This window comes from Comamonas testosteroni (assembly GCF_030505195.1).
Classification (GTDB): Bacteria; Pseudomonadota; Gammaproteobacteria; order Burkholderiales; family Burkholderiaceae_C; genus Comamonas; species Comamonas testosteroni_G.
On the sequence record NZ_CP129672.1, the window covers coordinates 4,732,169 to 4,757,991 of the forward strand.

17 protein-coding genes and 1 pseudogene are annotated in these 25,823 nt (G+C 57.6%); 12 read left to right on the plus strand and 6 right to left on the minus strand.

Annotated features, from left to right (window positions below; translation table 11 throughout):
* Positions 1-292: 292 nt before the first annotated feature.
* The 3 genes and pseudogenes from QYQ99_RS21800 to QYQ99_RS21810 form a co-directional block, all read right to left on the minus strand.
* A complete protein-coding gene (locus QYQ99_RS21800) occupies positions 293-1,267 on the minus strand; it encodes a magnesium and cobalt transport protein CorA (RefSeq protein ID WP_302093241.1) in 975 nt (324 codons plus the stop codon).
* Between the two features lie 472 nt (positions 1,268-1,739).
* Positions 1,740-2,701, minus strand: a pseudogene (locus tag QYQ99_RS21805) (transposase); the annotation flags it as partial.
* A gap of 669 nt (positions 2,702-3,370) precedes the next feature.
* A complete protein-coding gene (locus tag QYQ99_RS21810) occupies positions 3,371-4,345 on the minus strand; it encodes a Bug family tripartite tricarboxylate transporter substrate binding protein (RefSeq protein WP_302089980.1) in 975 nt (324 codons plus the stop codon).
* Positions 4,346-4,628: 283 nt separating this feature from the next.
* On the opposite strand from QYQ99_RS21810, the gene QYQ99_RS21815 reads away from it, so the two are divergent.
* A complete protein-coding gene (locus QYQ99_RS21815) occupies positions 4,629-5,111 on the plus strand; it encodes a GreA/GreB family elongation factor (protein ID WP_302089981.1) in 483 nt (160 codons plus the stop codon).
* A gap of 431 nt (positions 5,112-5,542) precedes the next feature.
* Here QYQ99_RS21815 and QYQ99_RS21820 read toward each other — a convergent pair whose 3' ends face one another.
* A complete protein-coding gene (locus QYQ99_RS21820; protein ID WP_302089982.1) occupies positions 5,543-6,523 on the minus strand; it encodes an AraC family transcriptional regulator in 981 nt (326 codons plus the stop codon).
* A gap of 1,076 nt (positions 6,524-7,599) precedes the next feature.
* On the opposite strand from QYQ99_RS21820, the gene QYQ99_RS21825 reads away from it, so the two are divergent.
* The 7 genes from QYQ99_RS21825 (at position 7,600) to QYQ99_RS21855 (ending at position 17,832) form a co-directional block, all read left to right on the plus strand.
* Complete coding sequence (locus tag QYQ99_RS21825) at positions 7,600-8,016, plus strand: type IV pilin protein (RefSeq protein WP_302089983.1); 417 nt, start codon at positions 7,600-7,602, stop codon at positions 8,014-8,016.
* Positions 8,016-8,582 (plus strand): GspH/FimT family pseudopilin, encoded by a 567-nt coding sequence (locus QYQ99_RS21830; RefSeq protein ID WP_302093242.1) that lies wholly within the window; start codon positions 8,016-8,018, stop codon positions 8,580-8,582. Before QYQ99_RS21825 ends, QYQ99_RS21830 begins: the two co-directional genes overlap by 1 nt.
* Positions 8,576-9,088, plus strand: coding sequence for a hypothetical protein (locus tag QYQ99_RS21835; RefSeq protein WP_302089984.1), 513 nt, complete (start codon positions 8,576-8,578; stop codon positions 9,086-9,088). The genes QYQ99_RS21830 and QYQ99_RS21835 overlap by 7 nt, the downstream gene beginning before the upstream one ends.
* Before the next feature lie 48 nt (positions 9,089-9,136).
* On the plus strand, positions 9,137-10,222 hold the full coding sequence (locus QYQ99_RS21840; protein ID WP_302089985.1) for a PilW family protein: 1,086 nt from the start codon (positions 9,137-9,139) through the stop codon (positions 10,220-10,222).
* Positions 10,223-10,227: 5 nt separating this feature from the next.
* Positions 10,228-10,824 (plus strand): pilus assembly PilX family protein, encoded by a 597-nt coding sequence (locus tag QYQ99_RS21845; RefSeq protein ID WP_302089986.1) that lies wholly within the window; start codon positions 10,228-10,230, stop codon positions 10,822-10,824.
* Between the two features lie 146 nt (positions 10,825-10,970).
* Positions 10,971-16,904, plus strand: coding sequence for a pilus assembly protein (locus tag QYQ99_RS21850; RefSeq protein WP_302089987.1), 5,934 nt, complete (start codon positions 10,971-10,973; stop codon positions 16,902-16,904).
* Positions 16,905-17,334: 430 nt separating this feature from the next.
* Positions 17,335-17,832 carry a hypothetical protein gene (locus tag QYQ99_RS21855; protein WP_302089988.1) on the plus strand — a complete coding sequence of 166 codons (498 nt, stop codon included), beginning with the start codon at positions 17,335-17,337 and terminating at the stop codon, positions 17,830-17,832.
* 244 nt (positions 17,833-18,076) lie between these two features.
* On the opposite strand, the gene QYQ99_RS21860 is transcribed toward QYQ99_RS21855, so the two are convergent.
* Positions 18,077-19,642: an OprD family outer membrane porin gene (locus tag QYQ99_RS21860; RefSeq protein WP_302089989.1), complete on the minus strand. Its 1,566-nt coding sequence runs from the start codon at positions 19,640-19,642 to the stop codon at positions 18,077-18,079.
* Between QYQ99_RS21860 and QYQ99_RS21865 the strand changes: the two genes are divergently transcribed.
* Entirely contained in the window at positions 19,632-20,729 is a 1,098-nt protein-coding gene (locus QYQ99_RS21865) for a DUF1624 domain-containing protein (RefSeq protein ID WP_302089990.1), read from the plus strand. The genes QYQ99_RS21860 and QYQ99_RS21865 overlap by 11 nt on opposite strands.
* A gap of 69 nt (positions 20,730-20,798) precedes the next feature.
* Positions 20,799-21,191: a Fur family transcriptional regulator gene (locus QYQ99_RS21870; RefSeq protein WP_003081454.1), complete on the plus strand. Its 393-nt coding sequence runs from the start codon at positions 20,799-20,801 to the stop codon at positions 21,189-21,191.
* A gap of 270 nt (positions 21,192-21,461) precedes the next feature.
* Here the strand turns inward: QYQ99_RS21870 and QYQ99_RS21875 are convergent, their stop codons facing one another.
* Positions 21,462-22,541, minus strand: coding sequence for an SDR family oxidoreductase (locus tag QYQ99_RS21875; protein ID WP_302089991.1), 1,080 nt, complete (start codon positions 22,539-22,541; stop codon positions 21,462-21,464).
* Positions 22,542-22,614: 73 nt separating this feature from the next.
* Between QYQ99_RS21875 and QYQ99_RS21880 the strand changes: the two genes are divergently transcribed.
* Both QYQ99_RS21880 and QYQ99_RS21885 read left to right on the plus strand, forming a co-directional pair.
* The gene (locus QYQ99_RS21880; RefSeq protein WP_302089992.1) at positions 22,615-23,004 is read left to right on the plus strand and encodes a MerR family transcriptional regulator; all 390 of its coding nucleotides are present in this window, start codon (positions 22,615-22,617) and stop codon (positions 23,002-23,004) included.
* 392 nt (positions 23,005-23,396) lie between these two features.
* A complete protein-coding gene (locus tag QYQ99_RS21885; protein WP_302089993.1) occupies positions 23,397-25,583 on the plus strand; it encodes a TonB-dependent siderophore receptor in 2,187 nt (728 codons plus the stop codon).
* Positions 25,584-25,823 lie beyond the last annotated feature (240 nt).

Here is a 25,823-nt window from a genome sequence, read left to right on the forward strand (position 1 = left end):
CTGGTCTCGGCAGCAGCGGTCACAAGCTTGCCAAAGCTCAGCGGCTGCAACCAGCCTAAAGCAGTCAGCACCGGAAATATCCAGAAAGGCTGTCCCAAGCCATTTCGCCCATGGCCAACTTCCTCAAGCCGCGATGGCAGAACGGGGACAACGGGCTTTAGCTGTGCGGCTTGTGCGACGGGAATTGCTCGAAATGCCTGGGCGGGGCGTTTGGCGCTGCTGCGGCTCGGTCATGGTTTCTTGCTGATGACTGCATCCAAAAGGATGTACCCGGTACCGATCCAAGCTGGTGTCATAGCCAGCCGGCCCGGCGAAAGCGATAGTAGACATAGCTGCACACGCAGACAATCAGCAGCAGTGAACCGGGGTAGCCATACTGCCACTTCAACTCTGGCATATGCTCGAAATTCATTCCCCAGATGCCCACAAAGGCGGTGCAGATTGCAAAGATGCTTGCCCAGGCTGCCAGTCGTTTGGTGACTTCGCTTTCATCGATTGTGACCAGTGCGAGGTTGACCTGCATCGCCGTCGCTATGGTGTCGCGCATTCCCTCGATGAGACCGTTGATACGGACCAGGTGGTCAGCTACATCGCGGAAGTAGTCCTGTGATCCCGCGCAGACCTGGGGGACACGTCCGCCGTGGAGCTTGCTCACGGCCTCCAGCAATGGAGCAACCGCGTGCTTGAGGATCATGACACGTTGCTTCAGCCCATACAGCTGCTTGATGCTCTCGCGTGCAGCTCGCTGCGTGAAAATCTGTAGCTCGACCGACTCCAGCTCGGCTTCCAGGGCTTCAATGATGGGGAAGTAGCGGTCAACCACTGCATCCATCAGCGCATACAAGACAAAGCCTGAGCCGTGCTTAAGTAGTTCGGGCTCTTTCTCGCAGCGATCCCGCACTCCCAGGAAACCTTGTTTGCTGCGATTGCGGACCGACAGAACGTAGTTGGAGCCGATGAACACATCCACCTCGCCCAGGTTGAACTGGCCGGGTTGAGCGGTATCAGGCTCCAGAAGATGCATGACTGCGAATAGGGACTGGCCGTATTCCTCGATCTTCGGCCTTTGGTGTCCGTGGCTGGCATCCTCCACGGCGAGTTCGTGCAGGTTGAACTCTGCACGCATTTCGTCCAGCTCAGCCGACGTTGCATCGGACAAGGCCACCCAGACAAAGCAGTCGGGCCTTGCGATGTACTCGCTGATATCGGCGACAGCAATATCTGCCAGCTTGGATCCCTTTTCGTAGGCCACGCAATTGATCAGCATCGAGATCCTCTTTCCACAATCGAAAGGCTCAATGGTGCCATGCCGCAACCCGGCAGAGTCCACCGATAGACAGACAATGCTAGGGCTTGGGAAAGATGGGCAAGTGTTGTTCAACGTCCTTTTTTCCACTGGTGCTGTTGTGACAGCAAAACTGGCTGCTTGCCGGGAGCTAGGTCGGATCACCAGAGCCAGGTGAATTTACGCTTAGCGCAGGCGCCCGGCAGGCCGTTGTCGGCTGTGGATTCAGCTGGGCAGCAATTGCTTGAAGGACTGCTGTCGGAGGCAACGACGAAATGCTGCTCTCGGCCGAGGTTGTGTGGAAACTAAAAACTTCATCAGCATCTCAGCCAACGAATCGATAGATTTCCCGCCTTTCCTGGTGTCGAAGATTTTTCCAGCCAAGAACGATCTGAACCCGCCCAATCGGGCATTCAAGGTCTTTTTTACGCTAATTTCACCGCGTAAAAAGGGCTCATCTGCCCACCAGACGCATCGCGGCCATTGTTCTCTCAAACCCAAGAATGCAAAGCACTCGCTTGAGGTTGTAGGCCAGTACATTCAAGCTCATCTCGGTGCTGACATTGGGCAGCCGCTTGGTCAAGAAGTGCGTGGACCCCATCCAGTGCTTGAGCGTGCCAAACACATGCTCCACCGTTCGCCTTCTCACCATCATGGCGTCTGGCATTTGAATTAAACGCTGCTGCGCACGTTCCACAACACCTTCATGCTCCCATCGGCTAATACGTCGGTAATCGCTGGGCGTGCACTTGGATTTGATCGCACATTGCGTACACGCGCTGCTCCAGTAGCGCCGCATTTGCAAACCACCTTCCTCGCGGGTAAAGCGGTAAATGGCACGCTGCCCTGCAGGGCATTGGTACTCGTCATCTTTCTGGATGTAGATGAAGTCTGAACGATCGAAGCGTCCTTGGAAGCGAGCGTTGGAGGTATTGGGCTTGGGAAGAATGGCTGCGACGCCAGTGTCTTCACATGCTTTGATCTGCTCGCCGCTGTAGTAGCCTCGATCAGCAATGGCTTACAGCTTGCGTTTGCCCATGGCCCTGCGTGCAGCCAGCGCTATGGAGGCCAAAGCACTTCTGTCATGCCCTTTGGTTGATCACTTCATGGGCAACGATCAAGTGATGTTTAGCATCCACTGCCACCTGAACGGGCCACCATGCCTGAGCCTCGGCCACTGGTGGCCATGGATCTGGCATCAGGGTCTGTCGTTGAAAGTTGCTTGTCTGGTTGCTCTTTGAGCTGTTCTTTCACTTCATCGAGAGCCTGCATTTGTTTGCGCAGCATTGTGATCTTGTCTTGGAGCCTGTTGGTCTTGGCTTCCAGTTCCACAGGCTGCGTACGGTTCGCTGTATCCAAAGCCGTCAGATAGCGTTGGATGCTTTCTTCGATCTGCTGTTGCCGCTTGTCGATCTTGCCTGCCATCCGGCGATAGACCGCTCATACAGCCAGAGTCAGTTTGACCGGAATACGCAGCCGATCACGGACCACTGCTTGAGCGGCTTTCGCCGGCCACACCAGTTTTTGGAGCGTCGCCTGCCTTGAGCGGCAACTTCGTCCTCGGGGTCGGCTGCTTGGCTCGACGCGTCTCCTCTCTGGCAATCGCTTCTGCCTGCAATGACAGGTGGCACGCCCGTAGTGACATCAGGCGCTGCAACAGGGCTCGATGCCACCTTGGGCGAGGTGCGGGTGACGGCGCAAGCCGAGCGTGAAGCCGTCATCAGTCTCGTCGTGGACGGGACTGCCAAGCGGACGGCTATCGGCACCAGACCGACACCGACCTGCGCAAGGCCCCGCAGCCGGTATTCGTGTCACTCGCGACCCAATGGACGAGCAAGGCATTCAGACCCTCTTTGACGCCTTGCGCTGCACCTCGGGTGTGCGCTCGGAAGAGGGGCAGACCAGTGTCAACAGCTTGTTCATGTGCGCTTTCCTCGCGCAAGGCAAACCTGCCTGGACGGTCTGCGCATTCGTCCGGCGGTTGTTTCGGCTACTTTGCGGAAAAGCCTTTTGCATTGGGGCGTGTCGAGGTGCGAAGAGGCCTGGCTTCGACTCTCTATTGCCAGGCGTCTGGAGGCTGCGTCGTCAGTTGACCTGCATCTGGGCCTTGCGTGCCACGTCACCCAGCCGTTTGTATTCGGACTGTGTCAGCGCTTCGAAGGCTTGTGCCGCAGACCCCTTGGGGGTGAATCCGGCCTGCACCAGCTTGTCCTTGACGGCCGGATCGCTCAGCGCCTGGTTGATGGCAGTATTGAGTTTGGCTGTGATAGCGGGATCGAGCTTGGCTGGGCCATAGACGCCGAACCACGGGTCGACTGCGTAGCCTTTGAGTCCGCTCTCCGCGATTGTCGGCACATTGGGCAGCGATGGGCTGCGCTCGCTACCTGCCACGGCCAGTGCTTTGAGCTTGCCTGCCTGAATGTGTGGCAGGGAAGCGGGCAGGTTATCAAACATGGCGGGCAGGTGGCCGCCAAGCATGTCGGTAATACCCGGCACGCTACCTTTATAGGGCACATGGACAGTATCCAGGCCTGTCATTTGCGCAAACATCACGCCAGCCAGGTGCATGCTGGTTCCGGCGCCGGCCGTACCGTACTGAAAGCCGGGGTTCGCTTTGATGTAGGCGATGAGCTCCTGCACGTTGTTTGCCGGGAAGCTCTTGCCCACTTCCAGCACGATGGTCGAGTAGCCCAGCATGGAAACTGCAGTGAAGTCCTTGCGGGGATCAAACGCCATCGATTTGTAGATGTGCGGGTTCAGCGCATTGGTGGAGATGGCTCCGAAACCGATCGTGTAGCCGTCAGGCTTGGACTTGGCTACTGCATCCATGCCGATATTGCCCCCGGCGCCAGGCTTGTTCTCGATCACCACAGCCTGGCCGAGCGTGCGTGCCATGTGCTCGCCCACGACTCGTGCCACGAGATCGGTTGTTCCTCCAGCCAGATACGGAACGACAAAAGTAATTGGCTTTTGCGGAAAAGCGGCTTCCGCGTGGACGGTTGCCATGGTGGTGAGCGTGCCTACGGCGGCGATGGAAGCAAGTATCTGTCGACGGTTCACGGGGTCTCCTTGGTAGTTCTATTGGGTAGCATTTGAAGTCGATATCCGGAATCTGCTTGAAGCAAGGCCTTGGAGGCCGTTATCGCCCGAAGCAGGGTGGCAAGCAGTGTATTGGTTCAATGCAGTCCGTGGGGCTCAGTCTGGCAACTGCTGGCCAAGTGCCAGGTACAGATGTGGAACAGGTGCTGGCAACCCATTGACCTGTAGTCAATAGAACCGTTGAAAGGGGGAGGGGCCTTCATAATCAAGACCTCCAACTTGTTCGAGATGCCTACCTTTCGTTATGGATAAATTGTTGTTGCAGCAGCAGGTGCTGAAACGGCTCGCCGAGGACCTTGTGCAAGTCGAGCAGGCAGCGAGGGTTGCCCATGAAGCGGCGACTCATGAGGAAAATATCGCCGAAAACAAATACGACACATTGGGTCTCGAAGCTGCCTACCTGGCTGCTGGCCAAACTCGCCGTGCGCAAGCCATCCGCCAAGCGATGGCCCATTGGCGCCAGTTCCGCCCGCAGCCCTATAACGCCAGCCAAGGTATACAGCTCGGCGCACTGATCTGCCTGGTGGATTCAGACGGCCAGCAACAACAGATCTTTCTCGGCCCGGATGGGGGGAACATGAAGTTGCTCAACGGTGCGGAAATCATCCAGGTCATCAGCAGCAAAGCCCCCTTGGGCAGGGCTGTGCTGGGTAAGTGTGAAGGCGATGAGGTGTCGGTACAGATCGCTCCGCTCCAACAGCAGTTCGAGGTGCTGTGGGTTCATTAAGCCCCGAGCAAGTTCACACTGGATTGACCGGAAATCATTCGTTTCAGACCCTTCAGGCTGGCTCATGGCCGAAAGGCTGCCGGCGTCATGAATTCCTGGAGCAGACATTCGATGTGAGCGCCAGATCGTCCTGCGCCTGATTTCGGGGTCACAAGTGAATGGACGAAAGAGCAGCTGTCTGTAGCCAAATCGAGCATGGTGGCGGTCATTCGGCGACCGCAGGGCCAATGTCTTCCCGGCATTCTTCTGCCCGGTGTTGACCTTCCCCCATGCGTCCTATGTCCTCCTCACTGCCAAATGCAACCTTCATTACGGGGGCACAAGACTCTCATGTGCTCTCGCTGATGGTTTCACTCAGGCTGGGAGAGCACCGCCGAACCCGAGTCTGAAAACTGGATGGTTCATGGCGGACTCTTTACTGTCGAGGAGCCCTATTCGATGTCCCTGCGATACTGACCAGGTGTCACCCCCAGTTGCTGTCGGAAGATGCGATTCATGTGGGTTTGGTCAGAAAACCCACAAGCCCTGGCAACCTCGGAGAGCGTCATTTCGCCATTTTTAATGAGCGACTTGGCCTGTGCAACCCGCAGATTCTGTCGATATTGGTGGGGCGTTAGATGCAAGGTTCGGGTGAATCGCTGGAAAAGTACGGTACGGCTCAAGCCAACATATGCGGCCAATTCTCCGAATGTGAAAGGCTGGTCCAAGTGGGCGCGCATATATTCATCCACTTTTCTGAGTTGAGACGCTGATAGCTGTACGTCGGCATGAGGGGACTCCTTGCCGCCAAGCACACAATGTCGCTGAAGGATGTGGCTGCCAATTGCGCGTGCGAGGTACTCGCTGCGCCAGTCCTGATATAGACCCTCCAAAAGCATCTGTTTGGTCGCGCGCATCAGTTGCGACAATATGGGGTCGGTGGCACCGAACGAAGCCTTGTAGTGAAATTCCACCTTTCCTAAGTCGAATATGTCTTCAGCGACCTCTCTAAGCACACTATCTTTCAGGAAGAAATGCAACGTGCGAGTATGGTTGCCTATCGTATCTACAACGGCCTCACCGGGCGGAGTGATGACAAGCGCCTGAGGCTCAAGCAAGCCTGCAAAATCTCCCCCCTGTGCATTCCGCTGAATGTCTGCTGGAGTCAGCACCATCGCAATCCATATGCCGGAGATAGGCCGGTGCTCAATGGTGTGCGGGGACTCCTGAGTGATCACTGCCGCTAAATCGCCCCATCCGCGTCCCTCACTGGAATGAAGGATCTTGATGCTATCAATCAGCGGAAGTGAAGTTTCCTCCAGTCTATATTCAAGCGCGGACCATGACTGCGTACGCAGGTGTGAGGCAGAAGTCGATTGCTGCGGAGGATCCCAAACGCCTGAATAACTGTTTTCCTTACTGCATTTTTCCATAATTTTTCTGATGATTGCTTGTTGATTTCCTAGAGAGGCTGTTGCGTGGATCTCGTGGAGATATAGGGCGCTGAGACAATTTCCTATTGCTCAAGAATGATCTGTCCAATAGAGCGCATCGGTTTCATCTTCAGGGAGGTCAGCAGAAATATGTACGATAAATCAATAATCAGGACGGATATACTTTTTTCCTGAAATTCATCATCAATAATTCCTGGCAGGGATCTGAGGTGTAGTGCAGGTGCTAAGCAGGTGATTGATGTAAAAAGTCAGATCACTATTATTCATGAGTGGCAGGATTTGCCATTTCAGTACAAGGCAGGCACTCCTGCCTGGTTTTTCAGATGCTGAATATTGCTGCCAGGACATTGATTTATATGGTTGTTCATCCTTGCAGGAGAGGCGATTTATTAGGTGCTTGTGAGGACTGAATGGGAATGATCTTCTTGTCTTTGGGAGTTGCTGTTCTCTTTTGTGTTTTGGCTTGCATGCGCAGCTAACGTAATGGCGTGCCGCTGATCAAGAAATTGCATTGAAGTGAATGTCGCTTGACTGAAATCTGCATATTCACATGTTCAGCAGGGGGGTGGTATGTATTTCTTGATTCTATTGGGTGCAGTTGTTTCGATATTGAAGTTGATGCGGTTTGAGCCAGTTTTGGATTGGTCGTGGTACTCAATAAGCATGGTTTTTGTATTTTTTTTTTGCTGTGGTCGGTTTTGGCGAGTATTCGCAAAAACCGGAAAAAAATAGAGCAGAATGCCAACGAAAACGATATCAACTCAGATCGCCCGGCGCAACCAGAAGTAGGAGCTTGGGAGGATATTCATGAATGGGAAAGGAATAGACAATAAGAATCATGATAATGATGGGGTTGTTAATTTCGGTGCCAATAATATTCCCCGTGATTAATCCATGAAACTCGGATTGAAGAATGTACTTTACGTACAGGACTCCTTGATTTCTATAAGAATTTGCTTATTTTGAGATTTTTCTGCGGGGTTTTTCTGGGCTTCTGCCTAAATTCGCGCCCTGAATTCAATAAAAACTGAGTACCAATGCATAAGAGTGAGTGTGTGAGAGGCTTCACACTGATCGAGCTTCTGATCGTCATAGCCATGATGGGCGTCCTGGCGGCAATCGCCGTGCCTAGCTATAGCGACTACCTCAAGCGCGGCCGCATCGTCGATGGCCTGGTGCCTCTTGCGGACATGGGGGCCAAGCTGGAGCAGTATTTCCAGGATTACCGCCAGTACACCGGTGCCTGCGCGGCGGACTCGATTGCGCCTTTGCCTGCGGAAACCAGCCACTTCAAGTACACCTGCGCCCTGGACGAAACACCCCCGAAGGTCACCGCCACAGGCAAGGGCAGCATGAGTGGTTTTGTCTTCACCCTTGACACCAAGGGCGTGCGCAAGACTGTCTCAACGCCTACTGGCTGGACGACGCCTGAAGCCAATTGCTGGTCTTCACGCAAGGACGGAAGTTGCTGATGCGCCGCGCTGTACAGGGTTTCACCCTTGTCGAGATGCTCGTTGGCCTGGGTCTCACAGTCTTCTTCATGCTGATGACGCTACCCAGCGCCAGCGCCTACCTGAGCGACGCTCGCATCCGCGCAGCGGCACAGACCTATTACAGCAGCGCACAACTTGCGCGCGCCGAGGCCGTACGTCGCAATGCCGAGGTACGGCTCCTGCTGACCGATGATCCGAGCGCTTCGCCGCCCACGACCAGCGTGAATGCCCTCGGCTGGGTCACGCTGGCAGGTGGTTTGCAGGGAGTCGACTGGAGCACGCTCGAGGGAACGGAATGGGTTGACAGCAAAGATCCGAAGGAAGCAACAACGGGACTGCGCGTGGAGGCCAACGAGGCCGTCGTGCAGTTCAATGGCCAGGGGGCGGCCTCCGTCAAGCAGATCGTCAAATTCCTGGGCCCCGCAGCGGACGCCTGCTATCCGCAGGGTCCCCGCCGTTGCCTGCATGTCGTCATATCGCTTGGCGGACAGGTTCGTTTGTGCGATCCAGGCATTTCAAACAACGGAGATAACCGCAAATGCTGACCTCCCCCGCCAGGACAGGCGCAAGACAGGGCCGCAACCAGCACGGCATTGCACTGATCGAGTCACTTGTATCCATCATCATCGTCATGACTGGCATCCTCGGAATTGCCGGGCTGACCATGAAGTCCGCGACCTGGGCCGGTCATGCGCAGTACCGCACGGAGGCGGGCATGTTCGCTTCGCAGATCGTGCGGCTGATCGAGCTCAAAGTGAGCCGCAGCTCGCCAGACAATCTGGCGAACTCGCTGACAGCGTTCCAGCACCAGCCCGATGGCGAGATGTGTAACTTCAGCGGCGATAGTGCAGGAGACGCCACGTTCCAAAGCGTGCTCAAAGCCGCACGGGGCGAGCAAACCAACGTACATGGCCTGCCTGGCACCACGGCTGCCATGCAGCAAGTCAGGGTTGATGCAGCGGATGACAATCGGATCACGGTCACGCTGTGCTGGCAAGGGCCCAATGACCCGGCCGTGCGCAACTACCAGATCCAGGCTTTCGTGCACTAGGGCATGCCAATGAAAAAACGCAAGCTCCCATGCGCAACACCGTTGGCAATGGGTCGGTCCCTTGGTTTTTCCCTGATCGAAATCATGGTGGGGCTGGCCATAGGTCTGGCCAGCATGCTGGCCATCTACCAGTTGTATGCAACGTCCGAAGGGCGGCGGCGCACCATCGTCTCGATCAGTGAAGCGCAGACGGCAGGCTCCATGGCATTGTTCGCCATTGAACGCGACATTCGCTCGGCAGGGCTGGGGTTTGCAAGCATCGACCCCCGCTATCTCAACTGCTCAGTGAAAGCGTACAACAGCGGACGCAGCACGGCCGCTTTCGACTTCCCGCTGCTACCTGTGCGCATCGCAGACGGGAGGATCTGGGTGCTGACTGGCTCTTCCAGCAATATGTTTGCTGGCGCCCGCTATGTGGACAGCAGCGGCGGTGAATTCAAGATGGAGAGATCGAATGCGGGCTTTCAGGCCGGCGATGTGATCCTGGGCACCAGCGACAGCTTCACCAACAATTGCCTGCTGATGGAAGTGACCGCCGGGGCCGAGCCGACATCCCCAACAGCAGCCGCCAACAAAAACAAGGTCCATCGAAAGACCGGCACCTACCAGGATTATTACCAAGGCAAGGAGGTCGATGCCACGCGCAATGATGGCGCTCACATCAGCCTCCTGGATTCGAGCAAAAGCAGTCTGGGCGAAGGCATGCTCTACAGCCTGGGGCCGGAGCCCACCCTCACCGTCTGGAGCGTGGACGACAAGAAGCAACTGACCCGCTACAACCATCTCGATGAAACCGAGACGGGCAAGGTCGCCGTGGCCCATGACATATTGCAACTTCAGGCCGAATACGGCTATGACGCCAACGCCAATGGCGCGATCGATGAAGAAGCCGAATGGACCGCTTCGCTTACCCCCGGTGCAACCAGGTGGGAGCAGATTCTTGCTGTGCGTATCGCCGTACTGATGCGTATTCCGCACTACGAAAAAGACAAAGTCACCAACTCCGCACCCCGCTGGGCCAACGGCACCAAGGAATTCAGCATGGAAGCGGGGGATGAATGGAAGCACTACCGCTACCGGGTATACGAAAGCATTGTCCCGCTGCGTAACACGCTATGGGGTCAGCAGTTATGAAAGCCGTGCATTCACTCACACATCGCCCCAGGCCCCGCAGGCAGGCCCCGCAACGCGGCGTCATCCTTCTGGTCGCACTGGTCGCACTGGTCGCACTGGTCGCACTGGTCGTGCTGCTGGTGATGACGCTCACCGGCCTGGCCTTGGTGCGCACCTCCACTCAGGGCGCCGGCATGGCAGGCAGCCTTGCACTCAAGCAAGGGGCCACATCGGGTGCCGACTTGGGGCTGGAGAGAGGCATGGCCCAGCTCGATGCGCTGTATTCCGCTGGCGGTGCGACGCTGGAGGCCGACGCTGACGGTGGCTACTTCGCCAGCCATGACCCCAGGGCGCCGCTGGACTGGAGCCAGGCCAATCTGGTCACCGAAGACGATGGCCTGGGCAACAAGGTGGAATTTCTCATTCACCGGCTGTGCAGGGATGCCGGCCGCTGGGATGCCGCTGGCCAAAGCTGCGTGCTGCCGCAGGAGCTGGAGTGCCCAGGCTCCTCAGAGACGGCAGGCAGTGTTTCCTCTTGCAACGCCCGCCCCATGTACCGCATCACGGCACGAGCCACGGGCCCGCGCAGCACCCTGAGCCTGGTGCAGATGACCGTGTATTGACCGCGTGGGTGGGCATGGCTGGCGGGAAAACGGAAGCCGCGGACAAGGTCGGCATGCATGCAGACCAACAGACAGGCAGATAGACAGGCAGATAGACAGACAGACGGGCACTCGGATTGCCCGAGGTTGGAAAAGGGAGGTTCGAGATGCACCAGAAACTGACATATAGGCTGCGGCCATTCATCACGGCATCGCTGGCAGGGGTCATCAGTTTGGGCCTGCTGGTCTTCGCTGGCCGCATGGCCGTGGCCAACGCTCCGGCCCAGGATGCCGTGCAGATATCGGACACGCCGCTGGGCGTCATGGCCGATCAGAACAAGCCGAACGTGATGCTGCTTCTGGACACCTCTGACTCCATGAAGTGGACCCACATGCCCGACGACTGGGAACAGGACGCCACCACCTACTTTCCCGTCGGCTACAAAAGCGCGCTGTGCAATACGCTGTACTACAACCCGCAAACCACTTATGCGCTGCCCAAGAGGCCTGATGGCCGGGATATGGACGCGCCTGCGTTTGAGAACGCCTGGAAGGATGGCTACGACCAGTCTCTGGGCACGGTGGACCTGTCCAAGAACTTTCAGGCCTACGACAACGACACCCGCCGCAGGGCGTTTTATGAAGATCCCGCCCAGCCAGCCTATTTCTTTGAATGGCGTAAATACTCCGCTGCATTCGTGCAGATGCCTCATTTTGAGGGGCCGTCCGAAAATCTCGGTGTTTGCAACAAGATCACGCCGTATTTGGACTGGAAACCAGTGCGCGTGGACGACGGCACACTGCGCGTCAACGAGCAGAGCCCCAACATCTATGGCGGCGGCCCAGACGGATACTGGACACGCCGAGCCATACCAGCCGACAAGAAGCAAAATTTCGCCAACTGGTATAGCTATTACCGCACGCGCATCAATATGGCCAAGTCGTCGGTCAGCCTGGCTTTTTCCACACTGAACGACAATTTTCGCATCGGCTTTCTGACCGTGGCCAATCCCGGTGCCGGGCCCCACAGCAAGTTTCTACCGGTCGCTGACTTCAACACAGATGGCAAGCAGCAGTGGCTTGAGGCCATACAGACGGTCAAGACCGGCGGCACCTCGCCAGCCCGTGAGGCGCTGGCTCGCGTCGGTCGCTACTATGCAGGCCAAAGCGACAGCATCAATGCCAGCATGACGCCCTTCGTCGACCCTGTGGTGTCGGCCTGTCAGCGCCATTACGCCATTGTGACCACTGACGGGTACTGGAACGTCGGGCAAGAGAGCGCAGGGCCTGTGAAGATTGATGGCAAAACCCTGGTCGGCCAGCAGGACGGCCCGCCAGAATCGCTGACCGATGCCGATGGGCTGCGCCCGCGGCCTATTTTCGATGGCTCGGTCAGCGGCACCAAAGACGTACACGATGCCGAGGTCCGCTATGGTGCGGAGTGGTGCAGTCAGTGGCAGCTGACGACGCCAGGCGGGGGCACCAAAACCGAGACCACCTACAAAAAGATCGTCAAGAAAGACGTTCTCAAGCAAGCGTGGAGCACTGCCACTCTTAGCTGGATGAAGAAAAGCACGAGGACGCTGCGAGAGTACTTCGGAAAAATCAGCGACATAGAGGAGCAACTGGAATGGCCCAAGCGCGTCCGCTCCTACTGGTATTCGCAAAGGACAGACCAGGTCAACGTCAAGGGCTACAGGCAAAGGATTACCTGGGACTATGTCACCAAGACGCAATACCGCTGGAAGTCGACAAGCACCTGGAGTACGGAAACACAGACGCCCTGGGCTTCGGCCCTGGCCATACAGACCCGGCAAAAGCGCTATTTTTACTGGTACAAAAACCCTGCCGTGGGCGAACGGGACCTCAAGACCACGGACAAGGCGGTATGCGATCCATTTCCAGGCGGCTGCAGGGTAGAGGGCAGCGACCAGTGGAGCGTGGTGCAGTCCTGCTCTGCCGGTATGGATGGATTCTTCAAGGTCGAGTGCGAGACCCAGAAGGTATCCGTCAGCGCAAAGGATTTTTGTGACAGAAATGGCCAGTATGTGGCGGGACTGGGGCTCATCCAATGTGAAGGTACTACCTCGGTCGCACCTTATTCCGGGCCTGTTGCCGCTTGCGGGACCCTTCACCCGGACCTGCGGGACAAAATCATTGCTGCATCGCAAGGCCATGGCGGCAGTCCGCTTTCCATGGTGCAGTTCTCCAATTGCGACAGTCGGCACTGGGAAGAGAAATTCGTCACAGCCGACGAATGCAAATCGGTTCCGCCCACTAAGGACAATGGATTCAAGACGACCCGTTGCATAAAAGAGGATTTCGGATCGCACACGGACAATAGCTGCCAGATCACGACGACCCCCGTGCTGGATGCATCCAACAACAACCTGTATTCGGAATGCAAAAAAAAATCTGACTATGAGTGGACTGCAGAATGTACCGCGGGGCCCATGGACGATGCATCGGGGCGCATGAATACCCAGTGCGGGAGCCGTGGGGACCCTGACCCTGGGTACGACTTTTATACTGGTCCGAAGAGTTGCACCCCCGGCATCCAGAAGAATGGATACTTCTATGAATGCACGCCCTTGCCGAGCACTTGGAGCGGTCCGGTTCAGCAAGGCTCCTCCGCCTGCTGGAACAGTTCTGATGGGGAGAAGACCTGTGAGAAACAAAGCAGTAGCTGGTGGCCTGCGGAGACCTGTTCGGCTGAGGCTCCCTCGGCGAGCAATGGCTGGGTCGGCCGCGAGTGCGCAAACAGAGGCGATGGCGATGTCACAGACCCGCCATCGTGCAAGCCAGCGCCAGGCAAGGAGGGCATTGCGCTGCCGGAGAGCGGTCCCAGGGCTCCAGGCACTTGCACACCACAGGCCGCCACGCCAGAAAATGGCTGTATCTACAGCAGGTGCACTGTTGATGGCCTCGATCCGACTGACGTTCCAATAAATTACTGCACTCCCAACGCCGCTTCGGCGATCAATGATTGGGCGCAGACCACATGCACCCGTGTCGACGAATACCATTCACGCGTGCCTTCCTGCTCGCAGCAGGGATGGCTAGACGGCTTCAAGACAATTTCCAGCTGTCGTAACGATTCCAAAGCCACGGACATGGCCTACGGCACCTGCGAATCCTCGCTGGATGGGGGCGGGAAGCCAACGCAAGCCAATGGCTGGATGAGCAGCAGTTGTCTCAAGGTCGACGAAGGGGCGGGCGGACTGACCTACTTGCAGTCCGAAGCGGACTTTGCGGCTTGCGAGGCCAGCAAGGGCACGGCTGCCAATGGTGTCGAAATCCAGTGCATCAAGGACGGCCCCCACACCGTCACAGTGCTCCAGGGTGAAGCCTGTATCCCAGGCTACAACGCGAGCACGAAAAAGGTGACGGACTGCTCAGGCGTGGGCCAGCCCACAAGCGAGATCGTGGCCGATAAACCCGCCAATTGCACTGCGCCGACCTGCGTGGAATTGTGGGACGGCAGGAAGTGGACCTACAACGGCGACTATTGGTCCGACAAGAAGACGACGATCGAGACGATGACCGGCACGATCGAGACGGAAACGTCGAAGGGTAGGAAAATTGGCTTCAGCGGTTACTTGGAGTCCCCTGCAAGATGCTATTCACGTGAGGAATGGAATGCACAATGGCCGCTTCCGCCTGAACTCAAAGTCCCCCCGGGAGGGCGGCCGCAGCCAGGAACGCAGCCATGGACACAGCTTCCCGCGACCCACACGGCCTGTGGCAAGCTGCCCTGCGAAGAATTGGGTGCGCAAACCGCCACAGGAGGAAGCACCAACTCGCTGGCCGACGTGGCCCAGTACTACTATGCGACCGACCTTCGCCCTGACAGCGACAATGTGGTAAAGCCCGCAGGTAACGCAGCGGAGGATGACAAGGCGACATGGCAGCACATGAGCACCTATGTGATTGGCATGGGCGTTTCGGGGACGCTCAAGTACGACAAGAACTACAAGAATGGTGCGGGCGATTTCGCCGACCTGCGCACGGGCAAGAAGACCTGGCCGGTCTGGCCCACTGAGGGCACGACGAACTACGAGCAACGGCAATCCATCGATGATTTCTGGCATACCGCCGTGAATGGCCGGGGCCTGTACTTCAGCGCCAATGATCCCAAGGCCATCGAGGCCGGCCTGAGCGAGGTGTTCACAGACATTCGCGCCGCCATGGGTTCGGGGGCTGGCGTGGCGGTGTCCTCCGCGCTGGTAAGTGCCGACAGCCAATACGCCTACGGCGCCACTTACAAGACCGGCCGATGGTCTGGCGACCTGCTGGCCTACAAGATCGATCCGCAATCGGGCCAGCGCACACAGATTGAGGGTTGGTCGGCACGGGCCAGGCTCGATGCCCGTGATCAGGCCAGCGACCCACGCAGGATTTACTTCATGGACGGCAACAGGACGCGAAAGCCATTCACATGGAGCGGGCTGGGCAGCAGCCTGCAAAGCAACTTTAGCGGCACCCATGCCTCAAGCCGTCTGGCACAGTACGACCAGATGTCGACCGCGCAAAAGCAGGCCGCCCTGGGCCAGAATCTGGTGGACTTCATTCGCGGCGACCAGAGCAAGGAGGGCTTCACCCAGGACCAGAATGGCAGGCTGTACCGTACGCGCGAGAGCAGGCTGGGCGACATCATCGGCTCCCAGCCGCTGTATGTGGGAGCGCCACCGCACAAGTACCGGGATGCAGGTCATAGCGCCTTTCGACTGGCCCAGCGTGGCCGCACGCCGATGGTGTATGTGGGGGGCAACGATGGCATGCTGCATGCCTTCTATGCGGAGGTAGACCCGCGTGCTTCTGCCACCGAAGGCCGCAAGCAGGTGCAGACGGCTGCACGCGAGGCCTGGGCCTTTGTGCCGACGACCGTGATGCCAGAGCTGCCCAGACTGGCCAGCGTCAGCTATGAAGGCGGTCACCGCTACTTCGTGGACGGCTCTCCTGTGACGGCCGACATCCAGGCCGGCGGCACCTGGAAAACCATCCTGGTGGGCGGATTCAACAAGGGCGGCAAGGGCTACTATGCGCTGGATATCACCGACCCGCAGGACCCCAAGCCGCTATGGGAAGTCAACAGCACGAGCATCTCCACCATGGGCCATAGCTTTGGGCGGCCACTGGTGTCCAAGTTGCCTGACGGGCGCTGGGCCGTGTTCCTGACCTCGGGCTACAACAATACGGATAACAAGGGGTATCTCTATGTGCTTGATGCCAACGACGGCAGCATCATCCACACGATTGCCACAGCAGGCAGCGGCCTGAGGGAGATCAACAACTTCGTACGCAACCCGGCCATCGACAACACTACGCAGCTGCTGTATGGCGGCGATCTGGAGGGCAATGTCTGGCGCTTCGAGTTCAATAAGGACGGCTCAGCCAAGAGCGCGAAGAAGGTCGTTCAACTGGTGGACGAAGGCAGCAAGCCTCAGCCCATCACCACGCGTATGGAACTGGTGCCCACTTCTGCGGCGTCCGAGAGGCCGCGCATCCTGGTGGGAACCGGCAGGCTGTATGGTTCATCCGATCTTGCAGACAAGAGTACGCAAAGCGTCTATGGCTTTGATGACAACATGGATGGCATGTCGGGGGAGTCGCTGCGCAGCCGGCTCAATCAGATGCTGCTGGAGTCCAGTACCGGAGCGGGCGGCCAGCGCACGCGCACGATAGAGTGTCTGGGCAGTTCGACGGACTGCAAGGATGAGGCCAAGGGTTGGTACGTAGATTTGCCTGACTCAGGTGAGCGCGTGAATATCGACATGCGGTTGGCCAACTCAACCCTGGTCATCGCCAGCAACGTGCCTTCACCCGATGTATGCCTGGCAGGCGGCTATGGCTGGATCAATTACCTGAACTTCAACACTGGTCAGGCCGTGATTCAAGGGCCCGATGGCAAGGGCGATGTATCGACCATTGTGGATGGCTCAACGATCTCGGGACATGCCTCCACTATCACCGGCGATGGCAAGGCAACCGATCACATATCGACGACGGGCGTCGGGGACAAGCCTTTGGACATTGACATTCCCTATGCTGCGCCCAAGCCGCTGGGTAGACGCATTAGCTGGCGTGAACTGGTGAAATAAGCATGAGGGAGCCTCTGCAAAACCTCGTTTTCTGGACACTCAACCCAATCCAATCAATAGGTTGTGATGGATTGGTGCATGAAAACTGGGGTTTGCAGACCCTCCTTGGAGTGGCTGACACCACCGATTCACGAAATGCGCACAGATAAATGCGCACAGGTAAATGCGCACAGGTAAATGCGCACAGATGACTGGGCTTGAGCCTGAGCAAGTCTTCGATGTGCACCGCATAGGCCGCAAGCTTCCTGATTTTCCCGCCGGGCTCGGTCATCATGGCGGTGCTCTACTCTCAGCTGTCGGATTCCGTGGCCATGCTTCGGGCCGGAGCGCTCATGGCCTGTTCGTCAACGGCATGGTGGGCGGCTAAGCCAACTGCAGAATGCGGGTCGGCTTGACTGAAGGGTTACCCTAGGGCGATATGAGAGGCGCAATGAAGCTCAGTTTGATGGCACTTTCCATTGTGGCTGCGCTCTTCCTTGCAGCCCGAGGCTGTGCAGGCCTCAACAGCTACTGGTACGAAGGCTACCTGCCTCAGGCGATTGAGGTTGAAGAATTACTGTTTATCGAAGACAGTGGCGGATTGAGAGAAGGTTGCGGAGCAGCTATCTACAAAATGGATGGGCCATCGCTGGAGCGCATTCGCACGAATGGGCTTGATGCTTTAAGAGACGCCAAGCAGGCCAGGCGGCATAAAGCCCGCGAATACAGTGACTGGAAGGAAACTCCCTACATCGAGCCGAAGGACGAAATGGTTCGAAACGGCTGGCTGACCGGTATGAACGAGGGGTGCTCGGATATTCCCTCCGAAATGGAGCGCGGTATCAATGAGGCGTTGAGAGAGCCCGGCTCCTTTTATGCAACGGGGCATGAGTCTGGCCTGATCGTCATTCCCAAGCGTGGGTGGATCATCTTCTCTCATTTCGGATGAAGATCGCTCGCGGCCCCTTCGGTTGCATGTCCCTCCTCACCGCCATCCGATATTCGACACCTGCGCTGAGCGTCCGTTTCGCATGCCTTCGGCGACGGCCTGTGGCCGAGACCTCCATTTCACCCGTGCCCTCGAAAGCGGCCGGCCTTGAACTTTCCCCATCGGCCGCGTCATGCCCGGTATCGGAAGAAGACGGGGCCGCGATGAATCACTGATTGCAGCCCATCAGGCAGTTCGTTCAGGTTTACAGGATCTTGAACGGAAGCTCCGCTTGCAGTCGAAGTTGATTCATATTGGCTTCACCTTGCGTTTTATTCGTTCGATGCACTCCGTAGCGCAGCTGCAAGCTCAGGTTCTTTGCCGCCCCATGTTGCACCGTGTATCGAACCTGAATGTCTCGCTCCCAGTGTTTGCCGTTGGCTGCCGAATAGCCGAGGTAGCTGGCATACACCGCGTTGAGACGGCTGTTGTCGATACCGGAGCCTCTGGTGTAGGCCACGCTCGCGCTCAATCCAGGGGTTGCAATGGAGCTTAGGTCCACGTCGTACCTGAGCTGCCACGAGGCTTCGCGCGGACCGTTGAAGTCGGACAGCTGCATCGCGTTTTCCAGCCAGATGGAGCCGCGATTCACATAGTCAAACGGGTTGTTCCCGCTGACCTTCTGGTAGCCGAGACCGAATTTGTGAGCACCTATGGCGTAGCTGCTCATCAAGCTCGAGGTGGTGGTGTCGATGACGCCGGACTTTGCCCTGCCGGTGTCGGTGCTGCGATAGATATTCAGATTGAACGACAGTGAACGCTTATCTGGCAGAGCAAGCTTGTAGAAGCTTCCCAAATACGCGGTGTTCCAGTTGTCCGCGTATTGCCCGTAGTAGCTGCTGAGCGTCAGGTTGGTGATGGGCGTGACCCATGTACCGCCTATAAAGCTGAAGGAGCTGCCGGTCACGCCCGAGTAGTTGGCCTGCAGATCGGCGCCGTTCTTGCGGGCGTTGCGGTCAGCCCAGCCGGTAAAGCGTCCGGCTTGCAGTGTGAGCGCAGGGATGTCTGTGCTGATGACTTGCCAGCCTCGATTGCTTTCAGGCAGCAATCGAGTATCGGACGAACTGAAGAGCGGGGACCTGGTCCGCATCTCGCCCACCTTCAGTTCGGTGGCTGAGATTCGAATTTTCAGCGCAGCGCCGGAGCGCCCAAAACGATCGGCAATCTCTTGTCCATCTCTGGCCACGTAGCGAGGTGTTGCGCGGGCATGGTTCGCTTCGGTGCCTAGATTGAGGGCACCATAGGCATGCGCATCAAGCCCCACTCCAACAAGGCCCCGTGTGTAGCCTGATTCGTAATTGAGCATGAGCCCGTAGGCCGATTCGCGAGCAAGGGTTTGGCCTCTTTGCCCGCTTGCGGCGCGAAAGCTGCTGCCATTTTGATAGTCGAGTTGCTCTGAAAGCATGCGGTTTTGCATGATGAGAGAACTGCCCTCGGCAAAGCCTTTGGCCTCTTCCTGTCCAATAGCGAAGGCTTTGCCACCGGCCAGGAGGAGGGCAGCGACGATTGCAGGGCAGCAGAGGGTGGGGCGGGAGGTCACGGTAGATTTTTCAGGGAAGACAGCGTGCATGTGCTCCTGCGTTCTTGGACACATGGTTTGCTTGCTTGAAGACAAGAGCTGGAACCACGTGCGGGTAAGCATAGAGTTGATATGATAGTGATAATTCAATATCAATAGAGCAAACAGCTTGTCACCTTCTCCGTCTTCGCCAGCGAGTGCTGGCCGTCTGCAATCGATCGATGCGCTGCGTGGTCTTGTCATGCTGTTCATGCTGCTTGACCATGTCCGTGAAACCTTTTACCTGCATCTGCAAGTACCGGACCCGATGGTGGTGGCAGACACTCCGCCCGGCCTTTTCTTTGCGCGCATGCTGGCCCATCTGTGTGCGCCAGTGTTTGTGTTTCTGACAGGCTTGGGGGCATATCTGTATGCCAGCCGTCATGCCGAGGCGGGTCAGGCGAGTGCAGCGTCAGGCTTCTTGTGGCGGCGCGGCCTGTTCTTGGTGCTGCTGGAAGTGACGGTAGTCAACTTCGCCTGGACTTTTCAATTTCCCCCCGCCAAGATCTTCCTGCAAGTGATCTGGGCCATTGGTCTTTCCATGCTGGCACTGTCGGTGCTGGTGTGGCTGCCACGCAAGGCTTTGCTGCTGTTGGGCCTGGTGCTGGTAGCGGGGCACAACCTGTTCGATAGCCTGCATTTCCCGCCGGATCACGTGATGCACATCCCCTGGGCAATCTTGCATGACCGTGGTTGGCTGGAGCAGGCGGGCTTGCAACTGCGCACGTCCTATCCTGTGCTGCCCTGGATTGGTGTGATCGCCCTGGGCTACGGCATTGGACCGTGGTTTGGCAAAACCTGTGACGCGACGCAGCGCAGGCACCATCTGCTCGTTGCTGGCGTGAGCTGCCTGCTGGGCTTTGCTCTGCTGCGCACGCTGAACGTGTATGGCGATGCACCTTGGCTGGCCGGTGCGGATGCGCTGCGGACGGTCATGTCCTGGTTCAACGTCACCAAGTATCCGCCTTCACTGTTGTTCCTGCTATTGACGCTTGGCATCGGATTGCTGCTGCTCAGAGCGTTCGAGAAAGCCACAGGCCGCCGCTGGCTGCAGCTTCTGGCCACGCTGGGCGCCGCGCCCATGTTCTTTTATGTGTTGCATCTGTATGTGCTCAAGTTCATGTACCTGGGCGCAATGGCGGTCTGGGGGGCCAACCAGGGACAACTGTTCGGGCTGAGCAGTTTTCTTTGGCTATGGGCGATCTCGGCGCTGCTGGCCGTGGCCTTGTATCCCGCCGTTCGCTGGTTTGCTGCACTCAAGCAGCGTCGACGCGACATCACTTGGCTCAAGTACCTATAGGGGCCGGTCAAGGGGCGAGCCAGGGCACAATATTGCCTCCCCCCGCTTCCATGACATAGCCTCGCCACAATGACCCCCTCCAAGCAACGATCCACGAAGCAGCGCGCGGCTATTGAGCAGGCCATGACGAAGGCCGGCAGGCCGCTTGCGCCACAGGAGGTGCTGGAGCTGGCGCAGGCAACGCTACCTGGGCTGGGGATTGCGACCGTGTACCGGGCTCTCAAAGCGATGGCTGAAGAGGGTTTTCTTCATGAGGTCCATTTGCCTGAGCGCACGCCCATGTATGAGGTAGCTCACCACGGTCACCACCACCATTTCCAGTGCACCGTCTGTCAGCGGGTTTTCGATGTACATGCTTGTCCCGGCGACCTGGCGGGCTTGGCGCCACCTGGTTTTCTGGTCGATAGCCATGAAATTACGCTGTATGGCCGCTGTCGTGAATGCGCATCCACCTTGTCGTGAGTGTGCGTCCAGTTTGCCGCGGCGATGACCTCTCTTGCCGGTAGCCGTCTTGTCGGCCGGCCTTGAATACCGATTCCATCCCAGAGCGGCCATGCGATTGGTTGCCATGTCCGACGGCATCTGGATGACTGCTCTCGCGTGTGTCGAAACGGTGCAGCAGACACTGGCAGACATTTGCTAGCGCATATCTGCGGCATGCCCGAGACCGCGCTGTCCTGCCTCGTACGACCACCTTGGATCTTGATGTTGTTTCGTGTCCCAAGCAATCAGTCAGGCAGCCCTGCGCCCGGCTGCCCAATATGAGTTGAGGAACATTGCAGTGTGCTGCAAAGACTGGCGGATATCCGGTTTGGCTATGCCATGCCTATTGGCAAATTGCTCGACTGCCGCCGTATCAAAGCGAGTGGTCTGAATAAAGTCCAAGGCTTCAGCGTTTGTATTCATGAACCGAGCGACGGGCGCAATACTCAGGAGCAATTTCAGCAATCGCAGTGAAATGTGATGCCTGGGAGGCTTCAGGCCCATGGGGCGTGCCACCTGTCCGAGGAGCTCCCGCAAGTTGGGACTTTGGTCATCAAGCGCCAGTAGTTCCTTGCCCGCCATGGCAGGGTCGAAAGCACAAGCTGCCACCAACTCAACCAGGTAATCCACGGTGACCAGTGGCAGCCAATGCTCGGCGGTACCGGGCACTGCAGCCAGCTTTCCCTGCGCAAGATTGCGGATCAGCGCCACCAGCGGCTGACCGTCAAGGATATGCCCCGTGCGGCTGTGGCCACAGACCGTCGCGGGGTGGACAACGGTCACTTCCCCGCCCTTGGCGGACATGAGATCCAGAGTCGCAAAGTGCGCCTCCAGCTTGCTCGCCTCGTAGGCACCGACGCGCCGGTAGACGGCAGGCCAATTCGTCAGCTCCGGATGGCGAGGATCAATTCCGATGCGCAGCAGGTGTTCATGATTTTTCAGCATGTAGCCGCCGATCATCACCAAGCGGCTCTTTTGCCCAGCCGCCAACAGCGCCACGCGCTTTGCCCCTTCTACATTGACCGCACGAGAATGCTCCAATGAAAGCCCCCAAGCGAAGTGGGCACCCAGGTGGAATACGACTCTGGACTGCCTTAGCTCTGCCTGGTCGGAAGGGCTCAGCCCGAGGTTGTCCTGCTCCAGGTCGCCCGCAACGGCAAATATCCGGGTGCCAATCCCTCCCAGGTTGTCGACTTGCTCTCGCAGTGCAGCTAGTCGCTCTGGGCGGCGCATCAACACCTGAACGGGGTGACCTTTGGCACTCAGGTTCGCCAGCAAATGTTGACCGATAAAGCCGGTCCCTCCCGTGACAAAGCACTCCACGCTCATTCTCCTGCTCCTTGGTTGGGTGAGAGATCAAATGTAGAGTGTCGACCTAACTCTATAGTCAAGCGGTATTTTCATGAGAATCGGCGAACTTGAGACCCGCAGCGGCGCCAGCCGCCATACCTTGCGTTACTACGAGCAAATCGGCCTGATCTCGCCGACGCGGCGATCTAACAACTATCGCGTCTACACTGCGCAAACTCTGCAGGAGCTGACCTTTATCCAGCGCGCACAAAGCATGGGTTTTTCGCTGGGGGAAATAGGTCAGATTCTGGATGCGCAGCGGAACAAGACGATCGATTGTGCTGACGGCGCCAAGCTCATTGAAAAGAAGATGGCGGAGATCAGACAGAAAATCGCCGACCTCCAAAGCATTCATCGCTATCTGGATGCAGAGCGTGCAAGCCTCGAAGCCAGCGCTGCCAGGCAACTTGAGCTGCAGCAACTGGCCAAGGCGTCGAGCTGAGCTGTCGGTATCCAGGAGCGGAAGCTGCCGCAACTTTCTAGCACAAGGCGCTAACACTCATCCGTGCCTGGCATGACGCGCGCAACCCACGGAGTCCATGGCTATCCATGCTGCACATCATCTCGTATCTGGTTGGTGCGCAGGCAGCGCTGAGCTAGAACTTAGCGAGTTTACAAATCAGTTGATTTTTTTGACGCAATATTTACAATGCGCGGAAATGATGTGAGGAATCATTCTCATTTATATTTGCTGGTAGCCCATATACGGTGTATCCGTTCTAGCCACAGCGTCATTGGTTCTTCGGCTGTTGATAACTTCCAGCTCGAAGAGAACACTTCGTTTGCTTTGAAACGCTCATGCTAGAACGCTCGTTGTGCCCCTTAAGAGGGGCTTTGCCTTTTCGTCTTCATGCGATGGCCTTGGCCGCAGGTGTTGCCAGCTTGCTGCCGCAGCTCAGCCATGCACAAGAGGGTGGCGAGTCCACGCTGTCGGAAGTGACAGTGCAGGAAAAAGCAATTCCCAATGTTTACGGGGAGTCTAGCGATTCCTATGTGGCCAATGGGGTGGAGGTAGGAAAGACTGCTCAGTCTTTGAAGGAGGTTCCGCAGTCTGTGACAGTGGTGACCCGGCAGCGTATGGACGATCAGGCCATGCGCACGCTCGATGATGTGATGAATTACACCACCGGGATCACGCGCGAAGAGACCTGGCTGGATACGACCTATATGTCCCGCGGCATGAACATCACCAATTTCCGGTTCGATGGCGGTGCTGCCAGCTCCTCTCGCTCGGGCAGCCGCAGTCTGGACATGGCGCAGTTCGACAGCGTCAGTGTGCTGCGCGGGGCCGACGGCCTGTTCGGTGCAGGTGAGGCGGGTGGGGTTCTGAACTTCACCTACAAAAGGCCACAGGCCAAACGTCAGACCCAGGTGATGCTTTCCGGCGGAACCATGAGCAACTATCGCGCCGAGCTCGACACGACGGGCGCGTTGAATGAAAGCGGAACTCTGCGTGGCCGTTTCGTGGCTGTGAACCATGACCGCAAGGAAATGGCAGCACCATCCAAGCTCAAGCGGCAGATGCTGTATGGAGCGCTGGAGCTGGATCTGACGTCCAGCACAGTCGCCACGCTGGGTGCCAGCTATCAGAAGGACAGAAATACGGGCTTCAATGCCAGCCTGCCGCGCTATGCGGACGGCAGCGATATCGGCTTTGCGCGCAATACCAACTTTGGCGCGCCCTGGAACTGGATCAATCGCGAGAACACCACGGTCTTTGCCAAGCTCGAGCAGCAGCTAGGCAACGACTGGCTGCTCAAGACCCAGCTCAGACACACCCGCTTCAATGAAGGTGTGAACGGCGCGGAGATCGAAAGTTCGCCGGATCCCGTCACGCTGCAGGGGGCGGACTGGTGGATCCATCAAGCCAAGTCACGCGAACGTGAAACCAGCTTCGACGTCAACTTGCAGGGCGGCTTCGATGCCTTTGGTCAACGGCACGATGTGATCCTGGGTTTTGATCAGCACCGTAACAGCAATAACAATCGGAGCCTGTGGCCGAGGGTGGGCCCGGCTGACGTCTTCAACCGGATTCCACCGGAGGACCCCGGTTATCCGCTGGGTGACTGGACCAGCGGCTCGCAGACAAAAACGCAAAAGAGCGGCCTCTATGGCTCTATTCGCCTGCGTCCCGTTGAGCGCTGGTCCGTGGTTTTGGGCGGACGCTATGTGCTGCAGGATCGCAATACCCAGCACGACATGAACGGTGCGCTCACGGCAAAGAGTCGGGAATCGAATGTCTTTGTCCCCTATATGGGACTGATGCATGAGCTGACCAAGTCGACCAATCTGTATTTCAGCACCGCCGAGATCTATCAGTCTCAGGCCGGAAAGTTCTCGGCACCACTGCCGGGGACGCCGCTGGATCCGGTGCGTGGTCGTACCTACGAGCTGGGTGTCAAAAGCGAGCTGACCCCCGATCTGATTGCCAGTGCGGCCTTGTTTCGTACCGATAAAAAAGGCGAGGCCGTTTACGACCCCGCTTATCCCCAGACCGATTGGCGCGGCGGTTGCTGCTACTTCCGCGACGGCTTCAAGCTGAGCCAGGGCATTGATCTGGAGATGACGGGGCGAATCACTCCCAATCTCCAGCTGGCGGTGGGCTATACCTACAACAGCAACGAAGACAGACGCAAGGACAGCGCCCAGTTCAGCACGGTCACGCCGCGCCATCTGTTCAAGGCCTGGGCGGACTACCGCATGAGTGGTGCCATGCGTGGCTGGAGCGTTGGTGGTGGCGTGGTGGCGCAAAGCTCAAATTACCGGGCTTCAGGGATCAGCGCTTACAACCCGGCAACGGGCCGTTATGACGGAGCCTGGACACCGTACAACTTCACTTCCCCGGGTTACGCAGTCTGGTCGGCTCGTGTGGCCTATGCCTTCAACAAGGATTGGAGCCTTGCGATGAATGTGGGGAACTTGTTTGACAAGACTTACTACAGCACGGTCGGCTATGCGGGCTATGGCAACTTCTACGGTGAAAAGCGCTCGGTGACTTTGTCCCTCAAGGGCCGGTTTTGAAGAGGCGTAGCAATGTCGCAAACTGATGCATCGCATTCTGGCTGGGGAGTGGGCGCGCGCGTAGCTGCAGCGGTGCTGGGAGGCTATGCCATCTCAAGCGCCTGGGTCGTTTTATGTGGCGCCATGAGTCAATCGCGTGTTGAAGCGATTGTGGGAGGCATGCAGTCCAGCTGGCTGTGGTATGTCGCTGCTGTGGTTTGGGCATTCTCCCCGGCCTCACCTCGAAGGATATGGTTTGTG

Coding starts and splice junctions, on each gene's coding strand:
- QYQ99_RS21800 (WP_302093241.1), bottom strand. CDS start 1,267: ATGCTGATCAATTGCGTGGCCTACGAAAAGGGATCCAAGCTGGCAGAT.
- QYQ99_RS21815 (WP_302089981.1), top strand. CDS start 4,629: ATGGATAAATTGTTGTTGCAGCAGCAGGTGCTGAAACGGCTCGCCGAG.
- QYQ99_RS21820 (WP_302089982.1), bottom strand. CDS start 6,523: ATGGAAAAATGCAGTAAGGAAAACAGTTATTCAGGCGTTTGGGATCCT.
- QYQ99_RS21830 (WP_302093242.1), top strand. CDS start 8,016: ATGCGCCGCGCTGTACAGGGTTTCACCCTTGTCGAGATGCTCGTTGGC.
- QYQ99_RS21835 (WP_302089984.1), top strand. CDS start 8,576: ATGCTGACCTCCCCCGCCAGGACAGGCGCAAGACAGGGCCGCAACCAG.
- QYQ99_RS21840 (WP_302089985.1), top strand. CDS start 9,137: ATGGGTCGGTCCCTTGGTTTTTCCCTGATCGAAATCATGGTGGGGCTG.
- QYQ99_RS21850 (WP_302089987.1), top strand. CDS start 10,971: ATGCACCAGAAACTGACATATAGGCTGCGGCCATTCATCACGGCATCG.
- QYQ99_RS21855 (WP_302089988.1), top strand. CDS start 17,335: ATGAAGCTCAGTTTGATGGCACTTTCCATTGTGGCTGCGCTCTTCCTT.
- QYQ99_RS21865 (WP_302089990.1), top strand. CDS start 19,632: ATGCTGTTCATGCTGCTTGACCATGTCCGTGAAACCTTTTACCTGCAT.
- QYQ99_RS21860 (WP_302089989.1), bottom strand. CDS start 19,642: ATGAACAGCATGACAAGACCACGCAGCGCATCGATCGATTGCAGACGG.
- QYQ99_RS21870 (WP_003081454.1), top strand. CDS start 20,799: ATGACCCCCTCCAAGCAACGATCCACGAAGCAGCGCGCGGCTATTGAG.
- QYQ99_RS21875 (WP_302089991.1), bottom strand. CDS start 22,541: ATGAGCGTGGAGTGCTTTGTCACGGGAGGGACCGGCTTTATCGGTCAA.
- QYQ99_RS21880 (WP_302089992.1), top strand. CDS start 22,615: ATGAGAATCGGCGAACTTGAGACCCGCAGCGGCGCCAGCCGCCATACC.